Source organism: Bradyrhizobium sp. CCGUVB1N3, assembly GCF_024199925.1.
Taxonomy (GTDB): domain Bacteria; phylum Pseudomonadota; class Alphaproteobacteria; order Rhizobiales; family Xanthobacteraceae; genus Bradyrhizobium.
Window position 1 is genome coordinate 6,021,732 of sequence record NZ_JANADR010000001.1, and the last position, 17,551, is coordinate 6,039,282.

Genomic DNA, 17,551 nt, shown 5'->3' on the forward strand with positions numbered 1-17,551 from the left:
AATATTGCGTCAATGCATGGTTCCGTACATGTACGGGTCCGAAGTCGCAAAAACGAGCCTGAATCCACGGGAAATTGAAACTATTCGCCGCTGGACAGCAGCGAGCCGTGCTTCTTGGCGCTGCGCAAAAGGGCAAGGAATGCCCAGAAAGACGCCGCCAGAAGGCCCGCATTGATGGCGAGCGCATCGAGCATCAGGTCGGCGCGGAAGCTGTGCTCGATCAGGAGCGCCCGCATTCCCTCGAACACATAGGTCGGCGGCAGCGTCCAGGCGACAATCTGCAGCCAGGGCGGCAGCACGCTGACGGGATAGTAAATGCAGGCGAGCGGCATGATCGCGAACATCAAGGTCCAGACGATGCTTTCGGCCCCGAGCCCGTTCCGTAACACCAGGCCGGAAACGAAGATGCCGACCGCCCAGCTCGTGAAGATCAGATTGCAGAAGAAGGCGATCAGCGGCAGGCCGAGGCTGTAGAAATTGAAGTGAAACAGAAACAGCGCGAGCAGCGTCATCGGGATGACGCCGATCGCGAGCCGGATCAGGCTCATGACCATGAGCGCGAGCAGGAACTCGATCGGCTTAAGCGGGCTCATCATGAGATTGCCGATGTTGCGCGCCCACATCTCCTCCAGGAACGAGATGGAGAAGCCGAGCTGGCCTCGGAACAGGATGTCCCAGAGGATGACGGCGCCGATCAGCGTGCCGCCGGCCCGCGCGAAGAAATTGGCGTTTTGCGCGATATAGAGCTGGATGAAGCCCCAGGTGATGACCTGGAGCGCCGGCCAGTAGAGCAGCTCCAGAAGCCGCGGCCATGACGACATCAACAGGTACCAGTAGCGCAGGATCATCGCATTGATGCGATGCATCGCCAGGCCGCGATGGAGGGAAATCTCGCTCATCGCACCGCCTCCCGCGCCGCTCCGTTGCTGCGGCCGCGCGCGACGTCGAGAAACACCTCTTCCAACGTGGCGCGGTTGTAGCGGGCCATGATGGCGTCGGGCGTGTCGTCATCCTCGATGCGGCCGCGCTTCATGATGATGACGCGGTCGCAGAGACGCTCGACCTCGAGCATGTTGTGCGAGGCGAGCAGGATGGTGGCGTTATGGGCCTTGCGGTAGGCCTCGAGATGCGCCCGCACCCAGTCGGCCGTGTCGGGGTCGAGCGAGGCCGTCGGCTCGTCCAGCAGCAGCAGCTCGGGCTGGTTGATCAGCGCCTTCGCAAGCGCAACGCGGGTCTTCTGCCCGGCCGAGAGCTTGCCGTTGGCCCGGTCGATGAATTCGTTGAGATCGAGATCGTCGGCAAGCTGCGCGATGCGACCGGACAGATCCTTCACCGCATAGAGCTTGCCGAAAATCGTCAGATTCTGCCGCACCGTGAGCCGCATCGGCATGTCGACATAGGGGCTTTCGAAATTCATCCGCCCGAGCACATCGGCGCTCTCTTCCGGCATCCGATGCCCGAGCACCCGCACGCGGCCGGAGGTCGGCAGCACGAGACCCATGATCATCGCGATCGTCGTGGTCTTGCCGGCGCCGTTGCCGCCGAGCAGACCCGTGATGCTGCCGCGCGGAAGCGAAAAAGAAATGTCGTCGACCGCGCGGGTCTGCTTGTAGAACTTGACGAGATGGTCGACCTCGATCGCCGCGGACAGTGTGCTGTCCGCGACAGTCAGCCGACTTGAAGCCTTGTCATTCTCGGTCATGCTGGGCGTTCTTCTGCTATTGCGGCGGCAAGCGCAAGACTTGTAACCAGACGGATTGTGTGAGCCACCCGCGTTTGTGACCTGAGAAGGCAGTGCCCAATTGGCCGATATGACTGAAATTGCCGCTTCCGAGTTTCGCCATTCGCGGCGGCATATCCGCCTGGATACGATCCTGCGGCTGCGCTGGCTGGCGGTGCTCGGCCAGCTCGCCGCCATCTTCATCGTGGCGCAGGGGCTGGAATTCAACGTTCCGATCATCCCCTGCGTCACCATCATCGGGCTGTCGGCGGCGCTCAACCTCGCCCTGCAAACGGCGGTCAATCCGATGCGGCGGCTGGAGGGCGTCCATGCGGCCGCACTGCTGGCGCTGAACATCGTGGAATTGGCTGGGCTCTTGTTCTTCACCGGCGGATTGCAGAACCCGTTCTCATTCCTGTTCCTGGCCCCGGTCCTGATCTCGGCGACCGCGCTGCCGGCGCGGCTCACCTTCGGCCTCGGCCTGCTGGCGGTCGCCTGCGCGTCGGTCCTGGTCTTCTTTCATCTGCCGCTGCCCTGGGACACCGACGATCCCCTGGTGCTGCCGCCGATCTATCTGGTCGGCGTCTGGCTTTCGATCGTGCTCGCAATCGGCGTCACCAGCCTCTACTCCTTCCAGGTGACGGAAGAGGCGCGCAAGCTCGCGGACGCGCTCGCCGCGACCGAGCTGGTGCTGACGCGCGAGCAGCATCTGACCCAGCTCGACGGGCTTGCGGCGGCGGCCGCGCATGAGCTCGGCACGCCGCTGGCGACGATCTTCCTGATCTCGCGCGAACTGGAGAAGACGGTGAAGGACGCAACCTTTGCCGCCGATCTGAAAACCCTGCGCGAGCAGACGCAGCGTTGCCGCGACATCCTGAGCAAGATCACCCAGCTCTCCTCCACCGGCGCGCCGTTCGATCGCATGAAGCTGTCCGAGCTGATCGAGGAGGTCGTGGCACCGCACCGCGATTTCGGTGTCGCCATCAAGGTGCGGATCGCGGTGGCGGCGACCATGGAACCGGTCGGCTCGCGCAATCCCGCGATCCTCTATGGCGTCGGCAATATCGTCGAAAATGCTGTCGATTTTGCCCATACCACCGTCGAGGTGAACGCCTGGTGGAACAATGACAGTCTCGAGATCCTGATCTCCGACGACGGACCCGGCATTCCCCCTGATATCTTGAACCGGATCGGCGAGCCCTATCTGTCGCGCCGGCGCTTGCAGGATGACGGTGGAGGCGAGCGTCGCGGCCTGGGGCTCGGGGTGTTCATCGCGCGCACGCTTCTGGAGCGCACGGGCGCGAAAGTCTCGTTTACCAATCGGACGTTCCCCGAGCATGGCGCCGTGGTGCAGATCGCATGGCCGCGCGAGCGATTTGAGGCTACCGAGACGATCGAAGAAACAATAGGATAGACCGCGACGTTGCGTCGCACTGCATAACCGGTCGACTTTCGGCGACCTTGGCAGCGCACGATTGCAACGCCATATGTTCCAGCGTTGGAGAGAGGACAAAACCTTGAACGCCATCGCCGAACTGAATGAACAGGCCGACCGCTCACTGCTGATCGTCGAGGACGACAAGCCGTTTCTGGAGCGGCTGTCGCGCGCCATGGAGACGCGCGGCTTCACCGTGACCTCCTGCGATACCGTCTCGGATGGATTGGCAGAGATCGGCAAGGCCGCGCCTGCCTTCGCGGTGGTGGACTTGCGACTCGGCGACGGCAACGGCCTCGACGTGGTCTCGGCGCTGAAGAAGAAGCGCCCCGACGCGCGCGCCATCGTGCTCACCGGCTATGGCAACATTGCCACCGCCGTGACCGCGGTGAAGATGGGCGCGATCGATTATCTCTCCAAGCCGGCCGACGCCGACGACGTCGTCGCCGCCTTGCTTTCAACCGGCACTGAAAAGTCCGAGCTGCCGGCGAACCCGATGTCGGCCGACCGCGTGCGCTGGGAGCACATCCAGCGCATCTACGAGATGTGCAACCGCAACGTCTCGGAAACCGCGCGCCGCCTCAACATGCACCGCCGCACCCTGCAGCGAATCCTGGCCAAGCGCGCGCCGCGGTAGTTCCGCATGCTGTAGGGTGGGCAAAGCGAAGCGTGCCCACCACTTGGACCATCCAGCATTGAGGCAGAAGAGGTGGGCGCGGCGCTACGCGCCTTTGCCCACCTTACGAGATCGCCGCTACTCCCAAAACTCCGCATGGCCCTGCGGATCGACCAAGCGATTGATCCGGAGCGCAGCCGCCATCGCAAAACGCACCGTCATCTGCTTGCGGGTGGGGGCCGGCAGCTTGTGCTCGGGCGCCTCGCAGTGGAGATGCGCGCCATAGGCATCCGCGATGATCAGGCCGGTATCTTGTGGGAAAATCTCGCAAGGAAGGTCCTGCGTGAAGGCGAAGAACAGCCGGTCGCAATGGGCGCGATACTCGTGCCATTTCTGGTCGCTGCGCAGATCCTCGACCGATGACTTGATCTCGACGATCCAGATCTCGCCGCGCTCGTTCAGCGCGACGAGATCGGCACGACGGCCCGACGGCAGCGGCAGTTCGCTGACGCAGGAGAAGCCGAGCGATCGCAACAGCCGCGCCGTGCCGCGCGCGACCGCGAGCGCGGTTTCGGACTGGCGGCCGTCGGTCGGCGGCACGAGTGCGATGTGGCGGGCAGCGTTGTCCATGGGGCAAGTCTAGCCGATTCCGCTGCGCGCGCCCACTGTAGGATGGAGGCGAGCTGCAGCCAATTCTCAGCTGTCGTCCCGGCGAAGGCCGGGACCTATAACCACCGGGCCGAGTTGCAACGCAAAGCTGGTAACCACGAGCCTTCGCCAAACTTCTTCCTGTCGCTATGGGTCCCGGCCTTCGCCGGGACGACGGATGGAATCTTCATCGCGACGGCGCGATCACCACGCCTTCATTGCCGCGCAAATCCAGCACGCCTTCGAGCTCCTCGCCTTCGCGGTCGAGGAAGGTCGAGAGCAGGATCTCGCTGCCGAAGCGGACCGCGCTGGTGGTGACGGCGACCGGGTCGGGGCCGAGATTGAGCACCACGACCAGCGCGTCGTCGCCGGCCTGCCGGCGATAGATCAGGAGGTCGCCTTGCGCGGCGATCGGATGATAGTCGCCCACGACCAGCGGCGGGTGCGCCTTCCGCAAGATGATCATGCGCTTGTAGAGATTGAGGATCGAGAATTTGTCGGCTTCGAGATTGACCACGTTCTCATGAGCGTAGATCTCCGGCAGCGGCAGCCACGGCGCAACTTGAGAGAAGCCGCCAAAATTCGAAGAATCCCATTGCATCGGAGTACGGCAGCCGTCGCGGCCGACGCCGATGCCTGGCACGTTCTTCTCGAAGGGATCTCGGACGTCCTCGGGCGCGATCGCGACCTGGCTGATCCCGATCTCGTCGCCATAATAGAGCGTCGGCGTGCCGCGCAGCGTCAGTAGCAGCATGGCGGCGACGCGCGCCTGCTCCGGCCCGACGCGGCCTGCGACGCGCGGCCGGTCGTGATTGCCGAGCACCCAGTTCGGCCAGGCCCCCTTCGGCAGCGCCTTCTCGTAGTCCTCGATGATCGTCTCGATCGAGCGCGCGCTCCAGAAGGTCGAAAGCAGCGCAAAGTTGAACGGCATCTGCGCGCCGGTGAGATCGTTGCCGTAATAGGCCATCAGCCGATGCAGCGGCAGATAGATCTCGCCGATCAGCACGCGCGCGCGATACGCATCGGTGACACGCCGCATCTCGGCGATGACGTCATGCACCTCCGGCTGGTCGGTCGAATACTGCGTGAGGATTTTTTCGTGCGGCGGACGTCCCTCCACGTAATGCGGGTTCGGCGGGTTGTCGCGGAACTCCGCGTCCTTGATCAGGTGCCAGATGACGTCGACGCGAAAGCCGTCGACGCCCTTCTCCAGCCAGAACCGCATCACGTCATACATCGCCGCGCGGACATCCGGGTTGCGCCAGTTGAGGTCCGGCTGCCGGTCGAGGAAGGCGTGGTAGTAATATTGACCGGTCGCTTCGTCATAGGCCCACGCACTGCCACCGAACTCGGACAGCCAGTTGTTCGGCGGACCGCCGTCGGGACCGGGATCGCGCCAGATGAACCAGTCGCGCTTGGGATTGTCGCGCGAGGAGCGGCTGGCGATGAACCAGGGATGCTGGTCGGAGGTGTGGTTCGGCACGAGATCGAGGATCAGCTTCAGCCCGCTCTCATGGGTGGCCTCGAGCAGCGCATCGAAATCCTCCATGGTGCCGAACAGGGGATCGATGCCGGTGTAGTCGGAGATGTCGTAGCCGAAATCGGCCATCGGCGAGCGGAAGACCGGCGACAGCCAGATGGCGTCGACGCCGAGCGATTGCACGTAAGCCAGACGCCGGAGGATGCCGGCGAGATCGCCGACCCCGTCGCCGTCGGTGTCCTGAAACGAGCGCGGATAGATCTGATAGAAGATGCCATCGCGCCACCAGTTTTCGTCGCTTTGAGCCATACTTTTGTGATTTCCCCCGAAAATATGTGCCTCAGACGAAGCAACGCGGGACTGGCGCGCCTGTTCAGAGGAACAGGGTAATGGGACGTCCGTATGACGCGAGTTCGCGTCATGCCGCGAGGATGGCGTTTGATGCGGACTCGCACCGCAATTTCGCGCCGATCCCGCCCTCAGCCCACCGCGATGCGGATGGAACCTTGGTTCCGGGGACGAAACCCTGGAGGAGACCCATGAGGTCACGCATCACCCGTAACTCGCTCGCTTTCGCTCTCGCCGTCCTTCCGTTGCCCGCAGGCCTGTCCTCGGCCATGGCACGACCGACCGTCGAGGTCGCCTTCGTGCTCGATACAACCGGCTCGATGAGCCAGTTGATCGAGGGCGCCAAGCGCAAGATCTGGTCGATCGCCACGGCCATCGTCGATTCCAATCCGGACGCCGATATCCGCATGGGCCTCGTGGCCTACCGCGATATCGGGGATGACTACGTCACGACCAAGATCGAGCTCACGCGCGACATCCAGGATCTCTACGCCAACCTGCTCGAGTTCAAGGCGCGCGGCGGCGGCGACTGGCCGGAAAGCGTCAATGAGGCGCTGGATGTCGCCATCAACAAGCTGCAGTGGACGCCAGGCGCGGAGTCGCGACGCATCGTATTCCTCGTTGGCGACGCACCGCCGCACATGGACTACGCGCAGGACACCAAATATCCGCTGACGCTGGCAGTCGCCAGACAGAAGGACATCATCGTCAACACCGTGCTCGCCGGCAATGCACGCGATACCGAGCGTGTGTGGCGCGACATCGCACAGATTGGCGACGGCCGCTTCATCGCCATACCGCAGGACGGAGGGCAGGTCGTGGTGATCGAAACGCCCTACGATCAGGACATCATCATCCTGCAGCAGCAGATCAACGAAACTGTGATTCCCTATGGGTCGCCGGAGCTCCAGAAGCGCACCGAAATCCAGGTGGAAAAAGCTGGGCGCATGGTATCCGCGGCGCCGGCAAGCGCCTCCGACATGGCGAGCTTCATCAACAAGCGGTCCAAAGCGACCTCGCAGGCCATCACCGGCGACGGCGATCTCGTGGCCGACGCCGCTGCCGGCGGCACCAGCGTATCCTCCGTCAAGGAAGCAGATCTGCCGGCGAGGCTGCGCGCGATGAAACCCGAGGAGCGCTCGGCCGAGGTCGCCAAGCAGATCGACCGACGCAAGGCACTCAACGAGCAGCTCGCAGCGCTGGTCGCCAAACGCGACAAGTATGTCGGCGACCAGCTTGCGAAAGCGCCGAGAACATCCTCTTTCGACCGGGTCGTTGGGGATACGCTCAGGGCACAGATCAAGCGATAGGGCCGCTCCGGCGGCGGCGGCGAGGACAAACTGCAATCAGATCCTCGCCGCTGCGGTCGCCGTCCAAGGATCCGGCCTCCCTCAAGACCTCAAGACAACCGTTCCGCGAGATCCCGCGCGAATCTTTTGCTTGGCGGGCCGCCAAAAATCGGCAATGTGAGGCCATGACCGAGCAAACCGAACAATCCGAGGCGGCGAAAGCCGGTGCGATCATCGTTCCCGTGACGCTGTTCGAGCAGAACTGCACCATCATCTGGGACGAGCCCAGCAAGAAGGCCGTGGTGATCGATCCGGGCGGGGACGTTGCAAAAATCCTGGACGCGATCAGCCAGACCGGCGTCACCGTGGAGAAGATCTGGCTGACGCACGGCCATATCGATCACGTCGGCGGCGCCGCCGATCTGCGCGACGCACTGAAGGTGCCGATCGAAGGGCCGCACGTCGCCGACAAGTTCTTGCTCGACAATGTGGTCGAGAGCGGGGCGCGCTTCGGCATGACCGGCGTGCGCAATTTCGCACCGGACCGCTGGCTGGAGGAAGGCGACACCGTCTCGATCGGCGATCTCTCCTTCGACATCCTGCACTGTCCCGGCCACTCGCCCGGCAGCGTCGTCTTCTTCAACAAGGAGTTGAGGTTCGCCCATGTCGGCGACGTCCTGTTCGCAGGTTCGGTCGGCCGCACCGACCTGCCCGGCGGCAGTCACGCGACGCTGATCAACTCGATCACGACGAAGCTCTTGCCGCTCGGCGACGAAGTCGGCTTCATCTGCGGCCATGGCGCGGGCTCGCGCATCGGCCATGAGCGGATGACCAATCCGTTCATCACCGGCGAGCTGTAGCTTCACTGCGTCACAGGCACCGGCCCTCATCCTGAGGAGCCCGCGACTAGCGGGCGTCTCGAAGGATGCCCGCGGGTGAGAGCCGGGCCTTCATGGTTCGCCCGGCGATGCAAAGCATCGTCCGGAGACGCGCGTTCCGCGCTCCTCACCATGAGGGGTCTTGTGACACAGTAAGTTTTAGGCTGCCCTACTCGGCGGCGTCGGCAAGCGCCGCCGGCTCGCTCAAATGCCGCTCGCCCCAATCGCGGATCGCCGATATCACGGGCACGAAGCTCTTGCCCTTGCGGGTCAGGCGGTATTCGACCTTGGGCGGAACCACGCCGAAATCGCGCCGGTCGATCAGCCCGCTCTCGGTGAGCGCCTTCAATTCGCGGCTGAGCACGCGCGGGGTGATCTCGGCGCTGCCCACGGCACCTCGGAGCAGGCCGCTCCTGATCTCGCCGTAGCGGCGCGGGCCGTCCTTCAAGTCCCAGACGATCCTGAGCTTGTACTTGCCTGCGATCATCTTCTGGAAGGCTGCGACCGGGCAGCTCCGCGGGGCCGATCTCGCTTTCGCCATCTCGTCACCTCCTTCACATCCCGAGGATTAAGGATAGGAGGGACGCCAAAAAAGTCCATACTATCAATTTTGTCCATACTTGCAGGACTGCTCCCAAGGCGCAGATGATGGCGCACATGACGAAGGGAGCCTTACATGAAGCACTTCATGATCAAGTACCAGTTCAGGAACGGCACGACGGAGGCCTGGCACCAGGAGATCGGCCGCTTCATCAGGGCGATCAACGCGGATCCGGAGCTGAAAGGCAAAATCGGCTATCGCTGCATGAAGAACCGCGACGACAACAGCTATTTCCACCTTGCCAGCGTCACCGACGAAGCCGCGCAAAAGACGCTGCAATCGCGCGATTTCTTCAAGCACTATACCGAGATGACGCGAACGGTCGCCGGCGGCGAGGTGACGGTGACGCCGATCGAGCTGATCGATCAGACGGCGTAGGATTGAGGCTGTAGCGCCACCACGAACTCAGGCCTCGTCCCGGACAAGCGTAAGCCCAGATCCGGGACGACGAGCTGAAATGGGAGCTACTTCATCAGTCCCGCGGCCGTCAGTGCGCGCGTGATGACGGCACTGAGGTCGAGGCCACGCTTGGCCTTCTTGCTGGGCTTCGCCTTGACCTTTGCATTGGGCTGCGGCTCCGCGACGGCGGTGCGGATCGACCTTGCAAGATGCGGCGCGGGCGACAGGGCCGGCGCCGGCTTCGCCGCCGCGGTCGGCTTCTTCTCCAGCGTGGGGCTGCGGATCCAGTCGGTCAGGCCGAAGAATTTGGCGATATGGTACGACGAGGAAATGCCGGCCTCGATCAGGAAGGCGCCTTCGATGCCGTAGCGATGGTCGTTGTCGGCGATGCCCAGCGGGGTGCCGTGCGCCATGTCGGTGATGGCGAAGGATTCGACGATGGTCTCGCCGTCCGCATTCCACCAGGCCTGACGCGGATAGCCGTCGACGACGGTCTCCGCCATCGGCGCCAGCGGCAGGTCGTGCAGGTCGAGCCACTGCTTGACGATCTCATCGGCATTGCCGGGATTGACGGTGCGATCAGCGCTGCCGTGCCAGACCGAAATCTTCGGCCAGGGACCGCGATGATCGGACGCCTTGCGCACGAGATCGCCGAGTTCGCGCGCAGGACGCTCGGGCGAATGAAACATGCCGTCGAGCGCCTGACGCAGGTTCGACGCCACGCCGTAAGGCAGCCCCGCAATGACCGCGCCGGCTGCCAAAACCTCCGGATAGGTCGCGAGCATCACCGAGGTCATGCCGCCGCCGGCGGAGAGGCCGGTGATGAAGACACGGCGCGCATCGATGCCGTGCGTCGTGACCATGTGCGCGATCATCTCGCGGATCGAGCACGGCTCGCCGCTGTCGCGCGCAATGTCTTCCGGACTGAACCAGTTGAAGCAGGTGTTGGCGTTGTTGGCGCGCTGCTGCTCCGGCATCAACAGCGCGAAGCCGTAGTGCTTTGCAAGCGTCGACCATCCGGCGCCGAGATCGTAACCAGCCGCGGTCTGGCCGCAACCATGCAGCACGACGACGAGCGCGCGCACCTGCTGCAATTGCGCCGGCACGTACGCGAACATGCGCAGGTTTCCGGGATTGCCGCCGAATCCGCTGACTTCCGCGAGTGGGCTGTGCCCGCCTGCGCCACGTGCCGTTTCGGCAAGACGCAGAGCATTCAGCTTTGGCAGACGTCTTAAGAGATCGACATTCCTGGTTAACGACACCGACAGCTCCTGATGGGGCGACTTCCAACTTCACCCCAAAGCAAATAGTTGCTGCGGCGCAAAATAAAAAGTGTGTGTGCCGTTCAGCTACCCGGGAATCCACGGGGATTCCCCGAAATGCCTCAACTTCGAGCATGCGCGCGACGCATCCATGTCAGAAATGCGACGCAGACAATGATTAACGTCGCAAACGAGGCGAGTGCGACGAAGAATGCTGCACGCGATGAGTGCACCGATTCGATCGCGAAATAGAGCGCGCCGATGGCGGCGACACCGGCTGCATTACCGATCTGTATGGTTGTGCCGTACATGCCGGATGCCGAGCCTGCTGCGACAGGCTTCACCGTCGAGAGCACGGCGCCCGAAAGCGGCGCCATCACGAGACCCTGGCCGTAGCCGAAGACGATCATGGTGAGCGCGAGCATGACCGGCGTCGGCGCATCGACAAAGACGGCGAGAACCGCGAGCGCGGCGAGGCCCGCGATCTGAAGAGCGCAGCCCTCGATCAGCACCTTGGTGCCGCGATGCCGCGCCCGCGCGCCGCTGTGGCGCGACGAACTTCGCTGCCTGGATGGTTTCAGATCGGATGCACCACCGCGATTACCTCAGAGATAGGATTTCGCACATGGCTGCATTCCGCTGCGCGGGAGACGGCGCGATTGCGCTCGCATGCGCGAGCACGTAGCCTCGCGGACCTAACAAACAGAAAATTCAGCCGGAGAGAACGCCATGGCGCGCCTGAAATTCGGAGCCTTTCTTGCCCCGCATCTCCCGATCGGGGAGCATCCGATGCTCCAGTTCCGGCGCGATCTCGACCTGGTCGAGCAGCTCGACGCGCTCGGCTATGACGAGTTCTGGTGCGGCGAGCATCATTCCTCCGGCTGGGAGATGATTGCTTCGCCCGAGATGTTCCTGGCGGCGGCCGGCGAGCGCACCAAGCGCATCAGGCTCGGCACCGGCGTGGTCTCGCTGCCCTATCACCATCCCTTCAACGTCGCGCAGCGCATGGTGCAGCTCGACCACATGACCGGCGGACGCGCGATCTTCGGCTCCGGCCCCGGCGCACTCGCATCCGACGCGCATACGCTCGGCATCGACCCGATGACGCAGCGCGACCGCCAGGACGAGGCGATCGCCGTCATCCGCCGCCTCTTCAACGGCGAGCGCGTCACCGCCAAGAGCGACTGGTTCACCATGAACGACGCCGCGCTCCAGCTGCTGCCGCTCCAGGAGGAGATGCCGTTCGTGGTGGCCTCGCAGATCTCGCCGTCGGGCATGACGCTCGCCGGCAAGTACGGCATCGGCATCATCTCGCTGGGCTCGATGACGACGCAGGGCCTGATGTCGCTGCGGCAGCAATGGGAGTTCGCCGAGGATGCCGCCAGGAAGCACGGCACCAAGGTCAACCGCGCCGACTGGCGGGTGCTGCTGACCTGGCACATCGCCGAGACCCGCGAGCAGGCGCGCCGCGAGGCCGGCGCCGGGCTGATGCGCTGGCACAACGAATATAATGTCGGCACGCTGCAACGGCCGGGCCTGACCGCGTTCTCCTCGCCCGACGAGGCCGTGGACAAGACCGCCTTCGTCGAGGGCGCGGCCTCGACCATCGGCACGCCCGATGACCTCGTCAAGACCATCAAGAACGTGATGGAGGTGTCCGGCGGCGTCGGCGCCATCATCGGCTTCGTGCACGACTGGGCCAATCCGGAGGCCACGCGCCGGAGCTGGGACATGGTCGCACGCTACGTGGTGCCCGAGATCAACGGCTATATCGACGGACTTCGCAGGTCACAAAAATTCGTGATCGAGAACCGTGCGATCTTCGAGCGCGCGGGGCAGGCGGTGATGGCCAAGATCATGGAGAACGAGAAGGCCGCCGAGGCCTTGAACCAGACCGGCCCCGGCCGCGTCGCAATCCCCGCCGTCAATGCACCGGATTTGCAGAAGGAGGCGGCGAAACGGCAGGCCTGAGGCCTGCGTCGCGGCATTCGCCTGCGAATGCCGTCACATCGTTTCCGCCCCAATCGTGCTATGCTGTCGACGTCAGCCGGGCCGTGGTCGCGTGATCCGGCTCGGTCAACAACCGGAGCCAACGCCATGACGATGCAGAGTGTGGCCTCGCCCGCGATCAGCTGGACCGCGCCGAAGCGCAACGAGCTCAAGCATATTCCGGGCGACGAGGGCTGGCCGATCATCGGCAAGACGTTCCAGGTGCTGGCCGACCCCAAGGGCCACATCGAGGCGGCCGGCGCAAAATACGGCCCGGTCTATCGCACCCACATCTTCGGCGAGACCAACGTGGTGTTGCTCGGGCCGGAGGCGAACGAGCTCGTGCTGTTCGACCAGCAAAAGCTGTTCTCCTCGACGCACGGCTGGAACAAGGTGCTCGGACTGCTGTTTCCGCGCGGCCTGATGCTGCTCGATTTCGACGAGCACCGCCTGCACCGCAAGGCGCTGTCGGTCGCCTTCAAGTCCGGGCCGATGAAGTCCTATCTCACCGATCTCGACAAGGGCATCGCGGCGCGGGTCGCGCAGTGGAAGGCGAGGCCCGGCGCAATGCAGCTTTATCCGGCGATGAAGCAGCTCACGCTCGATCTTGCCGCGACGTCGTTCCTCGGCGCCGACATCGGGCCGGAGGTCGACGAGATCAACCGCGCCTTCGTCGACATGGTGGCGGCCGCCGTCACCCCGATCCGCCGTCCCCTGCCCGGCACGCAGATGGCGCGCGGCGTCAACGGACGCAAGCGCATCGTCGCCTATTTCAGGGAGCAGATTCCGCTGCGCCGCGCCAAGCAAGGCGGCGAGGATCTGTTCTCGCAGCTCTGCCACGCCACCCATGAGGACGGCGCGCTGCTCTCCGAGCAGGACATCATCGACCATATGAGCTTCTTGATGATGGCCGCCCATGACACGCTGACCTCGTCGCTGACGTCCTTCATCGGCGAGCTTGCGGCGCATCCGGAATGGCAGGGCCGGCTGCGCGAGGAGGTTACGGCGCTCAAGCTGCCGGCCGGCGCGCCGACGAGCTTCGATGATCTCGAAAAGATGCCGCTGTCGGAGATGGCGTTCAAGGAGGCGCTGCGGATCAAGCCGCCGGTGCCGTCGATGCCGCGCCGCGCGATGCGCGACTTCACCTTCAAGGGCTTTACGATTCCGGCCGGTACGGCGGTCGGCGTTAATCCGCTCTATACCCATCACATGAAGGACATCTGGCCGGAGCCTGATCATTTCGATCCCAAGCGCTTCACCGAGGAGGCGCAGCGCAACCGCCACCGCTTCGCCTGGATCCCGTTTGGCGGCGGCGCGCATATGTGCCTCGGCCTGCACTTCGCCTACATGCAGGCGAAGTGCTTTGCGCGGCACTTTTTGCAGAATCTCGAGGTGTCGCTGGAGCCCGGTTACAAGCCGGATTGGCAGATGTGGCCGATCCCGAAACCGCGCGACGGATTGCGGGTGGTGGTGAAGGCGGCGTGATTGCGCTACGCGTACAGACCTCATCCTGAGGAGACCGCGAAGCGGTCGTCTCGAAGGATGGCCACAGGCAACAGCAGGGCCTTCATGGTTCGAGACGGCGCGTTGCGCCTCCTCACCATGAGGATCTGAATTTGAGAATCGTGAAGAGATGGTGGGCAAGGCTCCGGCATGCACCTCGCCTTCCGGTATAAACCTCAGTCGATCACAATTTTGGCACGTTCAGCGACAAAGACTCCCGCTGGTTGCTCCAGCCTGCCCATGGGATGTTCCTGTTTTCGAATGATTTGAGGCCAATCGACCGGCACCGCGCGGCGTCGTTCCAACGGCCAATATTCCCCCCTGCCAATGCCGAGGCAAGCTATGCTTGCGCAGGCGGCCTGTGCATCGCCTTCATTTGCAGCCCGCCTTCCGAGTTCGCTTCGCGGTCGAGCGGCAGATGATGAAACTGGTCGACGAATTCCGGAAAGGCTGGCTCGGCATCTCGCCGCCTTCGCTGGCGCTCAGCGTCGGCTTTGCGACGATCTGTCTCGTGCTCGCGACGCTGGTGCGCTGGGGCCTCGCCCAGGTGCGGCCGGACATTTTCTTCACGCCGTATTTTCCGGCCGTGTTCTTTGCCGCCGCATTCGGCGGCCTGCGCGTCGGCGTCGTCACCGCGTTGATCGGTGGCGTGCTCGGCGTCAGCCTGAATTTCGGCGACGCCCATGCCGACACCGCGCGCTTCGTCCTCCTGGTGCTGTACTGGGCCGTCACCGCGCTCACGATCTGGGGCGTCGAGCACTATCGCTCGCTGCTGATCGAGCAGCGGCGGATCTCCAAGCGCCTGATCGAGGAAGAAGAGTATCGCAAGCTCCTGGTCGACGAATTGCAACACCGGCTCAAGAACAAGCTCTCGACCGTGCACGCGGTGCTTCATCAGGTGCTGCATGACCAGCCGCAGGTCTGGGCCCGCGTCGATCCGCGGCTGCGGTCGCTGGCAGCAACCGACGATCTGATCGCACGCGTCGACAATTCCGGCTGCGATATCCGCGACCTCCTGATCTCCGAGCTCGGCCCTTACGGCCATGTGCGCTTCACGCTGAACGGCGAGCGGCTATACCTGCCGGCGAAGCTCGCGGTCACGCTGTCACTGATGTTTCACGAGCTCGCTACCAATGCGAGCAAATACGGCGCCTTCTCGGCCCCGCGCGGCCTGTTGCAGGTGTCGTGGACCGCCTCCGACGGTCGTCTCACCATCACCTGGGACGAAACCGAAGGACCCAGCGTCGACAAGGTCTCGGCGCCGGGCTTCGGCACCAAATTGTTGAAATCCGCACTCTTGGCTTTCGACGGCAAGAGCGAGATCTCGTACTTGAAGAGCGGCGTTCATTGCATCATGCAATGTCGCATTCCCAAATCCTGACAGTTTGGCGGCAAAGCAAGCCGCGCGCATCCCTCGCGGTTTCGCAAGGGCCATTGACGCTCTGTTAATGACGATCGCCGCCGCTCGTGCCGGCGCAACAGGTTGTTGCGCACCCGCCCCGTATTTCTGCGTATCCCTTAACCAAAACTAAGAGGGAACTCTGCAAGATCGCGCCACTACAAAGCCGCGCCTGAACAGCAAGATTCATGAATTCTATGAACGACAGCAAATACTCCGGCGCGGCTGATGCCGAGCTCGGATTTCTCAAGGAAATCGTTAGAATGCTGCCTGCCGGCGTGACCGTGCAGGACGCGCGCGGCGACATCATTCTGGTTAACGATGCCGCCGCCCGCCATCTCGGCATGGATGGCAGCCGGCCGAAGCCGGACCTGACGCAGCGCCGCCAAGCCTCCCAGCGGGCGATGCAGGCCGGCCAGCCGGTGGTGGCCGAGGAATCCGTTCATGACGGCACTGCGCGCCAGGTCCTGCTCACCACCCATCGTCCGGTCCGCCTTGCCGGCCGCGATCTCCTCATCTCCGCCTCCTCCGACATCACCGAGCAAAAGAATTTCGAGGACCAGCTGTTTCGCTCGGCCTATTTCGACGAGCTCACCGGCCTGCCCTCGCGGCGCGTGATCGAGCATCGCGCCAACGGCATTTTGGCGCGCGAGGGCAGCAGCGAGCGTTTTGCGCTCGCCTTTCTCGACATCGACAATTTCAAGCACATCAACGACTATTACGGCCATTCGGTCGGTGATGCGCTGCTGGTCGAGCTATCGAAGCGGCTCGGCCGCGACCTGCGCGAGACCGACATGCTGTCGCGGATCTCGGGCGACGAATTCCTGCTGCTGCTCTCGCCGATCAAGAGCGAAGAGGAGGTCGCCGAATTCATCCAGGCGACGCTGAAGCGCCTCACCGCGCCCTTCTTCATCGACTCCTCCGAGATCTTCGCCTCCACCTCGGTCGGCGTCAGCCTCTATCCGGATCACGGCCGCAGCTTCGAGGTGCTGCGCCAGAATGCCGACATCGCGATGTACCGCATCAAGAACGACGGCAAGGGCTCCGCCGCATTCTTCGATTCCGGCATGGAGCGCGAGGCGCTCGCGCGCATGAAGATCGAGCAATCGCTGCGACTCGCCATCCTCGAGAAGCGCTTCTGCTGCGCCTTCCAGTCCAAGGTCGACATCAGGACCCAGGCCGTGAAGGGCATCGAGGCGCTGGTGCGCCTGCGCGACGATGAGGGTGTGATCCAGGCGCCGGGCTCATTCATCAACCTCGCAGTCGAGCTCGGGCTGATCGACGAGCTCACCCATCTCGTGCTGGCCGAGATCGTGAGGTCGATCGACCTCATCAACGACACTTTTGGCGCGGAAGCCACCATCAGCATCAACGTCGCCGCCAAGCAGGCGGGCAATCCCGAATTCATGCGCTCTTTTGCGCGGGCGCTGGACGAGACCGGCTTCCCGAAACGCTTCATGATCGAGGTGACGGAGGACGCCTTCGTCGCTACGAATCTTTTCCAGTCCGAGATCCTGCCGATGTTCCGCAAGCTCGGCGTCGGCATCTCCATCGACGATTTCGGCATCGGCTTTTCCTCGCTCTCGGCCCTTGCCGACATCACGGCCGACGAGATCAAGATCGACCGCTCCTTCATCACCGATATCCATAAGCGCCCGCGCAGCCAGGGCATCTTGCGCGCGATCGAATCCTTGAGCGAAGCGCTGGGCATGACGGTGATCGCCGAAGGCCTCGAATCCTATGAGGAGCTGGCGTACCTGCAAGCCGCGACCAAGATCCGCTTTGCGCAGGGCTATTATTTCGCCCGGCCGGTCTTCCTGGAGGAGCTGAAGCTCGCAACGCCCGCGACCAGCGAAGCGCGAGTCAGCATCGCAAGCCGCCCGGCGCAGCAGAACCGCCAAGGCTATTCGCGGGCGGGTGGGTTTCGGCGGTAAGGGCGAGGTCAGCGTAACAATCTCGATGTCGTCCCGGGGCGCGCGAAGCG

15 protein-coding genes and 1 pseudogene are annotated in these 17,551 nt (G+C 63.7%); 9 read left to right on the forward strand and 7 right to left on the reverse strand.

What is annotated here, in order from left to right; all coding sequences use genetic code 11:
• Positions 1-80 precede the first annotated feature (80 nt).
• Entirely contained in the window at positions 81-899 is an 819-nt protein-coding gene (locus NLM33_RS28725; RefSeq protein ID WP_254101116.1) for an ABC transporter permease, read from the reverse strand.
• The gene (locus NLM33_RS28730; protein ID WP_254101118.1) at positions 896-1,702 is read right to left on the reverse strand and encodes an ABC transporter ATP-binding protein; all 807 of its coding nucleotides are present in this window, start codon (positions 1,700-1,702) and stop codon (positions 896-898) included. The genes NLM33_RS28725 and NLM33_RS28730 overlap by 4 nt, the downstream gene beginning before the upstream one ends.
• A gap of 109 nt (positions 1,703-1,811) precedes the next feature.
• Here NLM33_RS28730 and NLM33_RS28735 point away from each other — a divergent pair, with 109 nt between their 5' ends.
• Positions 1,812-3,134, forward strand: a complete 1,323-nt coding sequence (locus tag NLM33_RS28735; RefSeq protein ID WP_254101120.1) for an ActS/PrrB/RegB family redox-sensitive histidine kinase — start codon at positions 1,812-1,814, stop codon at positions 3,132-3,134.
• 103 nt (positions 3,135-3,237) lie between these two features.
• Entirely contained in the window at positions 3,238-3,792 is a 555-nt protein-coding gene (locus tag NLM33_RS28740; RefSeq protein ID WP_254101122.1) for an ActR/PrrA/RegA family redox response regulator transcription factor, read from the forward strand.
• Between the two features lie 117 nt (positions 3,793-3,909).
• Here the strand turns inward: NLM33_RS28740 and NLM33_RS28745 are convergent, their stop codons facing one another.
• Both NLM33_RS28745 and NLM33_RS28750 read right to left on the reverse strand, forming a co-directional pair.
• A complete protein-coding gene (locus tag NLM33_RS28745) occupies positions 3,910-4,401 on the reverse strand; it encodes an MmcB family DNA repair protein (protein WP_254101124.1) in 492 nt (163 codons plus the stop codon).
• A gap of 205 nt (positions 4,402-4,606) precedes the next feature.
• On the reverse strand, positions 4,607-6,208 hold the full coding sequence (locus NLM33_RS28750) for an alpha-amylase family glycosyl hydrolase (RefSeq protein ID WP_254101126.1): 1,602 nt from the start codon (positions 6,206-6,208) through the stop codon (positions 4,607-4,609).
• Between the two features lie 230 nt (positions 6,209-6,438).
• Between NLM33_RS28750 and NLM33_RS28755 the strand changes: the two genes are divergently transcribed.
• Both NLM33_RS28755 and NLM33_RS28760 read left to right on the forward strand, forming a co-directional pair.
• Positions 6,439-7,557, forward strand: coding sequence for a VWA domain-containing protein (locus NLM33_RS28755; protein ID WP_254101128.1), 1,119 nt, complete (start codon positions 6,439-6,441; stop codon positions 7,555-7,557).
• Positions 7,558-7,721: 164 nt separating this feature from the next.
• Positions 7,722-8,396, forward strand: a complete 675-nt coding sequence (locus NLM33_RS28760; RefSeq protein ID WP_254101130.1) for an MBL fold metallo-hydrolase — start codon at positions 7,722-7,724, stop codon at positions 8,394-8,396.
• A 187-nt stretch (positions 8,397-8,583) separates the two neighbouring features.
• On the opposite strand, the gene NLM33_RS28765 is transcribed toward NLM33_RS28760, so the two are convergent.
• Positions 8,584-8,955 carry a helix-turn-helix domain-containing protein gene (locus NLM33_RS28765; RefSeq protein WP_254101132.1) on the reverse strand — a complete coding sequence of 124 codons (372 nt, stop codon included), beginning with the start codon at positions 8,953-8,955 and terminating at the stop codon, positions 8,584-8,586.
• A gap of 135 nt (positions 8,956-9,090) precedes the next feature.
• Between NLM33_RS28765 and NLM33_RS28770 the strand changes: the two genes are divergently transcribed.
• Complete coding sequence (locus tag NLM33_RS28770) at positions 9,091-9,393, forward strand: hypothetical protein (protein ID WP_254101134.1); 303 nt, start codon at positions 9,091-9,093, stop codon at positions 9,391-9,393.
• Between the two features lie 86 nt (positions 9,394-9,479).
• Here NLM33_RS28770 and NLM33_RS28775 read toward each other — a convergent pair whose 3' ends face one another.
• Positions 9,480-10,676: a PHB depolymerase family esterase gene (locus NLM33_RS28775; RefSeq protein WP_254101136.1), complete on the reverse strand. Its 1,197-nt coding sequence runs from the start codon at positions 10,674-10,676 to the stop codon at positions 9,480-9,482.
• A gap of 122 nt (positions 10,677-10,798) precedes the next feature.
• A pseudogene (locus tag NLM33_RS28780) lies at positions 10,799-11,233 on the reverse strand (MFS transporter); the annotation flags it as partial.
• 172 nt (positions 11,234-11,405) lie between these two features.
• Here NLM33_RS28780 and NLM33_RS28785 point away from each other — a divergent pair.
• The 4 genes from NLM33_RS28785 to NLM33_RS28800 all read left to right on the forward strand — a co-directional run bounded on the left by NLM33_RS28785 (position 11,406) and on the right by NLM33_RS28800 (position 17,501).
• A complete protein-coding gene (locus NLM33_RS28785; RefSeq protein ID WP_254101138.1) occupies positions 11,406-12,647 on the forward strand; it encodes an LLM class flavin-dependent oxidoreductase in 1,242 nt (413 codons plus the stop codon).
• 126 nt (positions 12,648-12,773) lie between these two features.
• Positions 12,774-14,150, forward strand: coding sequence for a cytochrome P450 (locus NLM33_RS28790; RefSeq protein WP_254101140.1), 1,377 nt, complete (start codon positions 12,774-12,776; stop codon positions 14,148-14,150).
• Between the two features lie 436 nt (positions 14,151-14,586).
• On the forward strand, positions 14,587-15,549 hold the full coding sequence (locus NLM33_RS28795) for a sensor histidine kinase (protein WP_254101142.1): 963 nt from the start codon (positions 14,587-14,589) through the stop codon (positions 15,547-15,549).
• A gap of 215 nt (positions 15,550-15,764) precedes the next feature.
• On the forward strand, positions 15,765-17,501 hold the full coding sequence (locus tag NLM33_RS28800; RefSeq protein WP_254101144.1) for a bifunctional diguanylate cyclase/phosphodiesterase: 1,737 nt from the start codon (positions 15,765-15,767) through the stop codon (positions 17,499-17,501).
• Positions 17,502-17,551 lie beyond the last annotated feature (50 nt).

What these genes read in the sequence shown, in the direction of transcription:
- NLM33_RS28725 (WP_254101116.1), bottom strand. Translation starts at nt 899, where the DNA reads ATGAGCGAGATTTCCCTCCATCGCGGCCTGGCGATGCATCGCATCAAT.
- NLM33_RS28730 (WP_254101118.1), bottom strand. Translation starts at nt 1,702, where the DNA reads ATGACCGAGAATGACAAGGCTTCAAGTCGGCTGACTGTCGCGGACAGC.
- NLM33_RS28735 (WP_254101120.1), top strand. Translation starts at nt 1,812, where the DNA reads ATGACTGAAATTGCCGCTTCCGAGTTTCGCCATTCGCGGCGGCATATC.
- NLM33_RS28745 (WP_254101124.1), bottom strand. Translation starts at nt 4,401, where the DNA reads ATGGACAACGCTGCCCGCCACATCGCACTCGTGCCGCCGACCGACGGC.
- NLM33_RS28750 (WP_254101126.1), bottom strand. Translation starts at nt 6,208, where the DNA reads ATGGCTCAAAGCGACGAAAACTGGTGGCGCGATGGCATCTTCTATCAG.
- NLM33_RS28755 (WP_254101128.1), top strand. Translation starts at nt 6,439, where the DNA reads ATGAGGTCACGCATCACCCGTAACTCGCTCGCTTTCGCTCTCGCCGTC.
- NLM33_RS28760 (WP_254101130.1), top strand. Translation starts at nt 7,722, where the DNA reads ATGACCGAGCAAACCGAACAATCCGAGGCGGCGAAAGCCGGTGCGATC.
- NLM33_RS28765 (WP_254101132.1), bottom strand. Translation starts at nt 8,955, where the DNA reads ATGGCGAAAGCGAGATCGGCCCCGCGGAGCTGCCCGGTCGCAGCCTTC.
- NLM33_RS28770 (WP_254101134.1), top strand. Translation starts at nt 9,091, where the DNA reads ATGAAGCACTTCATGATCAAGTACCAGTTCAGGAACGGCACGACGGAG.
- NLM33_RS28785 (WP_254101138.1), top strand. Translation starts at nt 11,406, where the DNA reads ATGGCGCGCCTGAAATTCGGAGCCTTTCTTGCCCCGCATCTCCCGATC.
- NLM33_RS28790 (WP_254101140.1), top strand. Translation starts at nt 12,774, where the DNA reads ATGACGATGCAGAGTGTGGCCTCGCCCGCGATCAGCTGGACCGCGCCG.
- NLM33_RS28795 (WP_254101142.1), top strand. Translation starts at nt 14,587, where the DNA reads ATGATGAAACTGGTCGACGAATTCCGGAAAGGCTGGCTCGGCATCTCG.
- NLM33_RS28800 (WP_254101144.1), top strand. Translation starts at nt 15,765, where the DNA reads ATGAACGACAGCAAATACTCCGGCGCGGCTGATGCCGAGCTCGGATTT.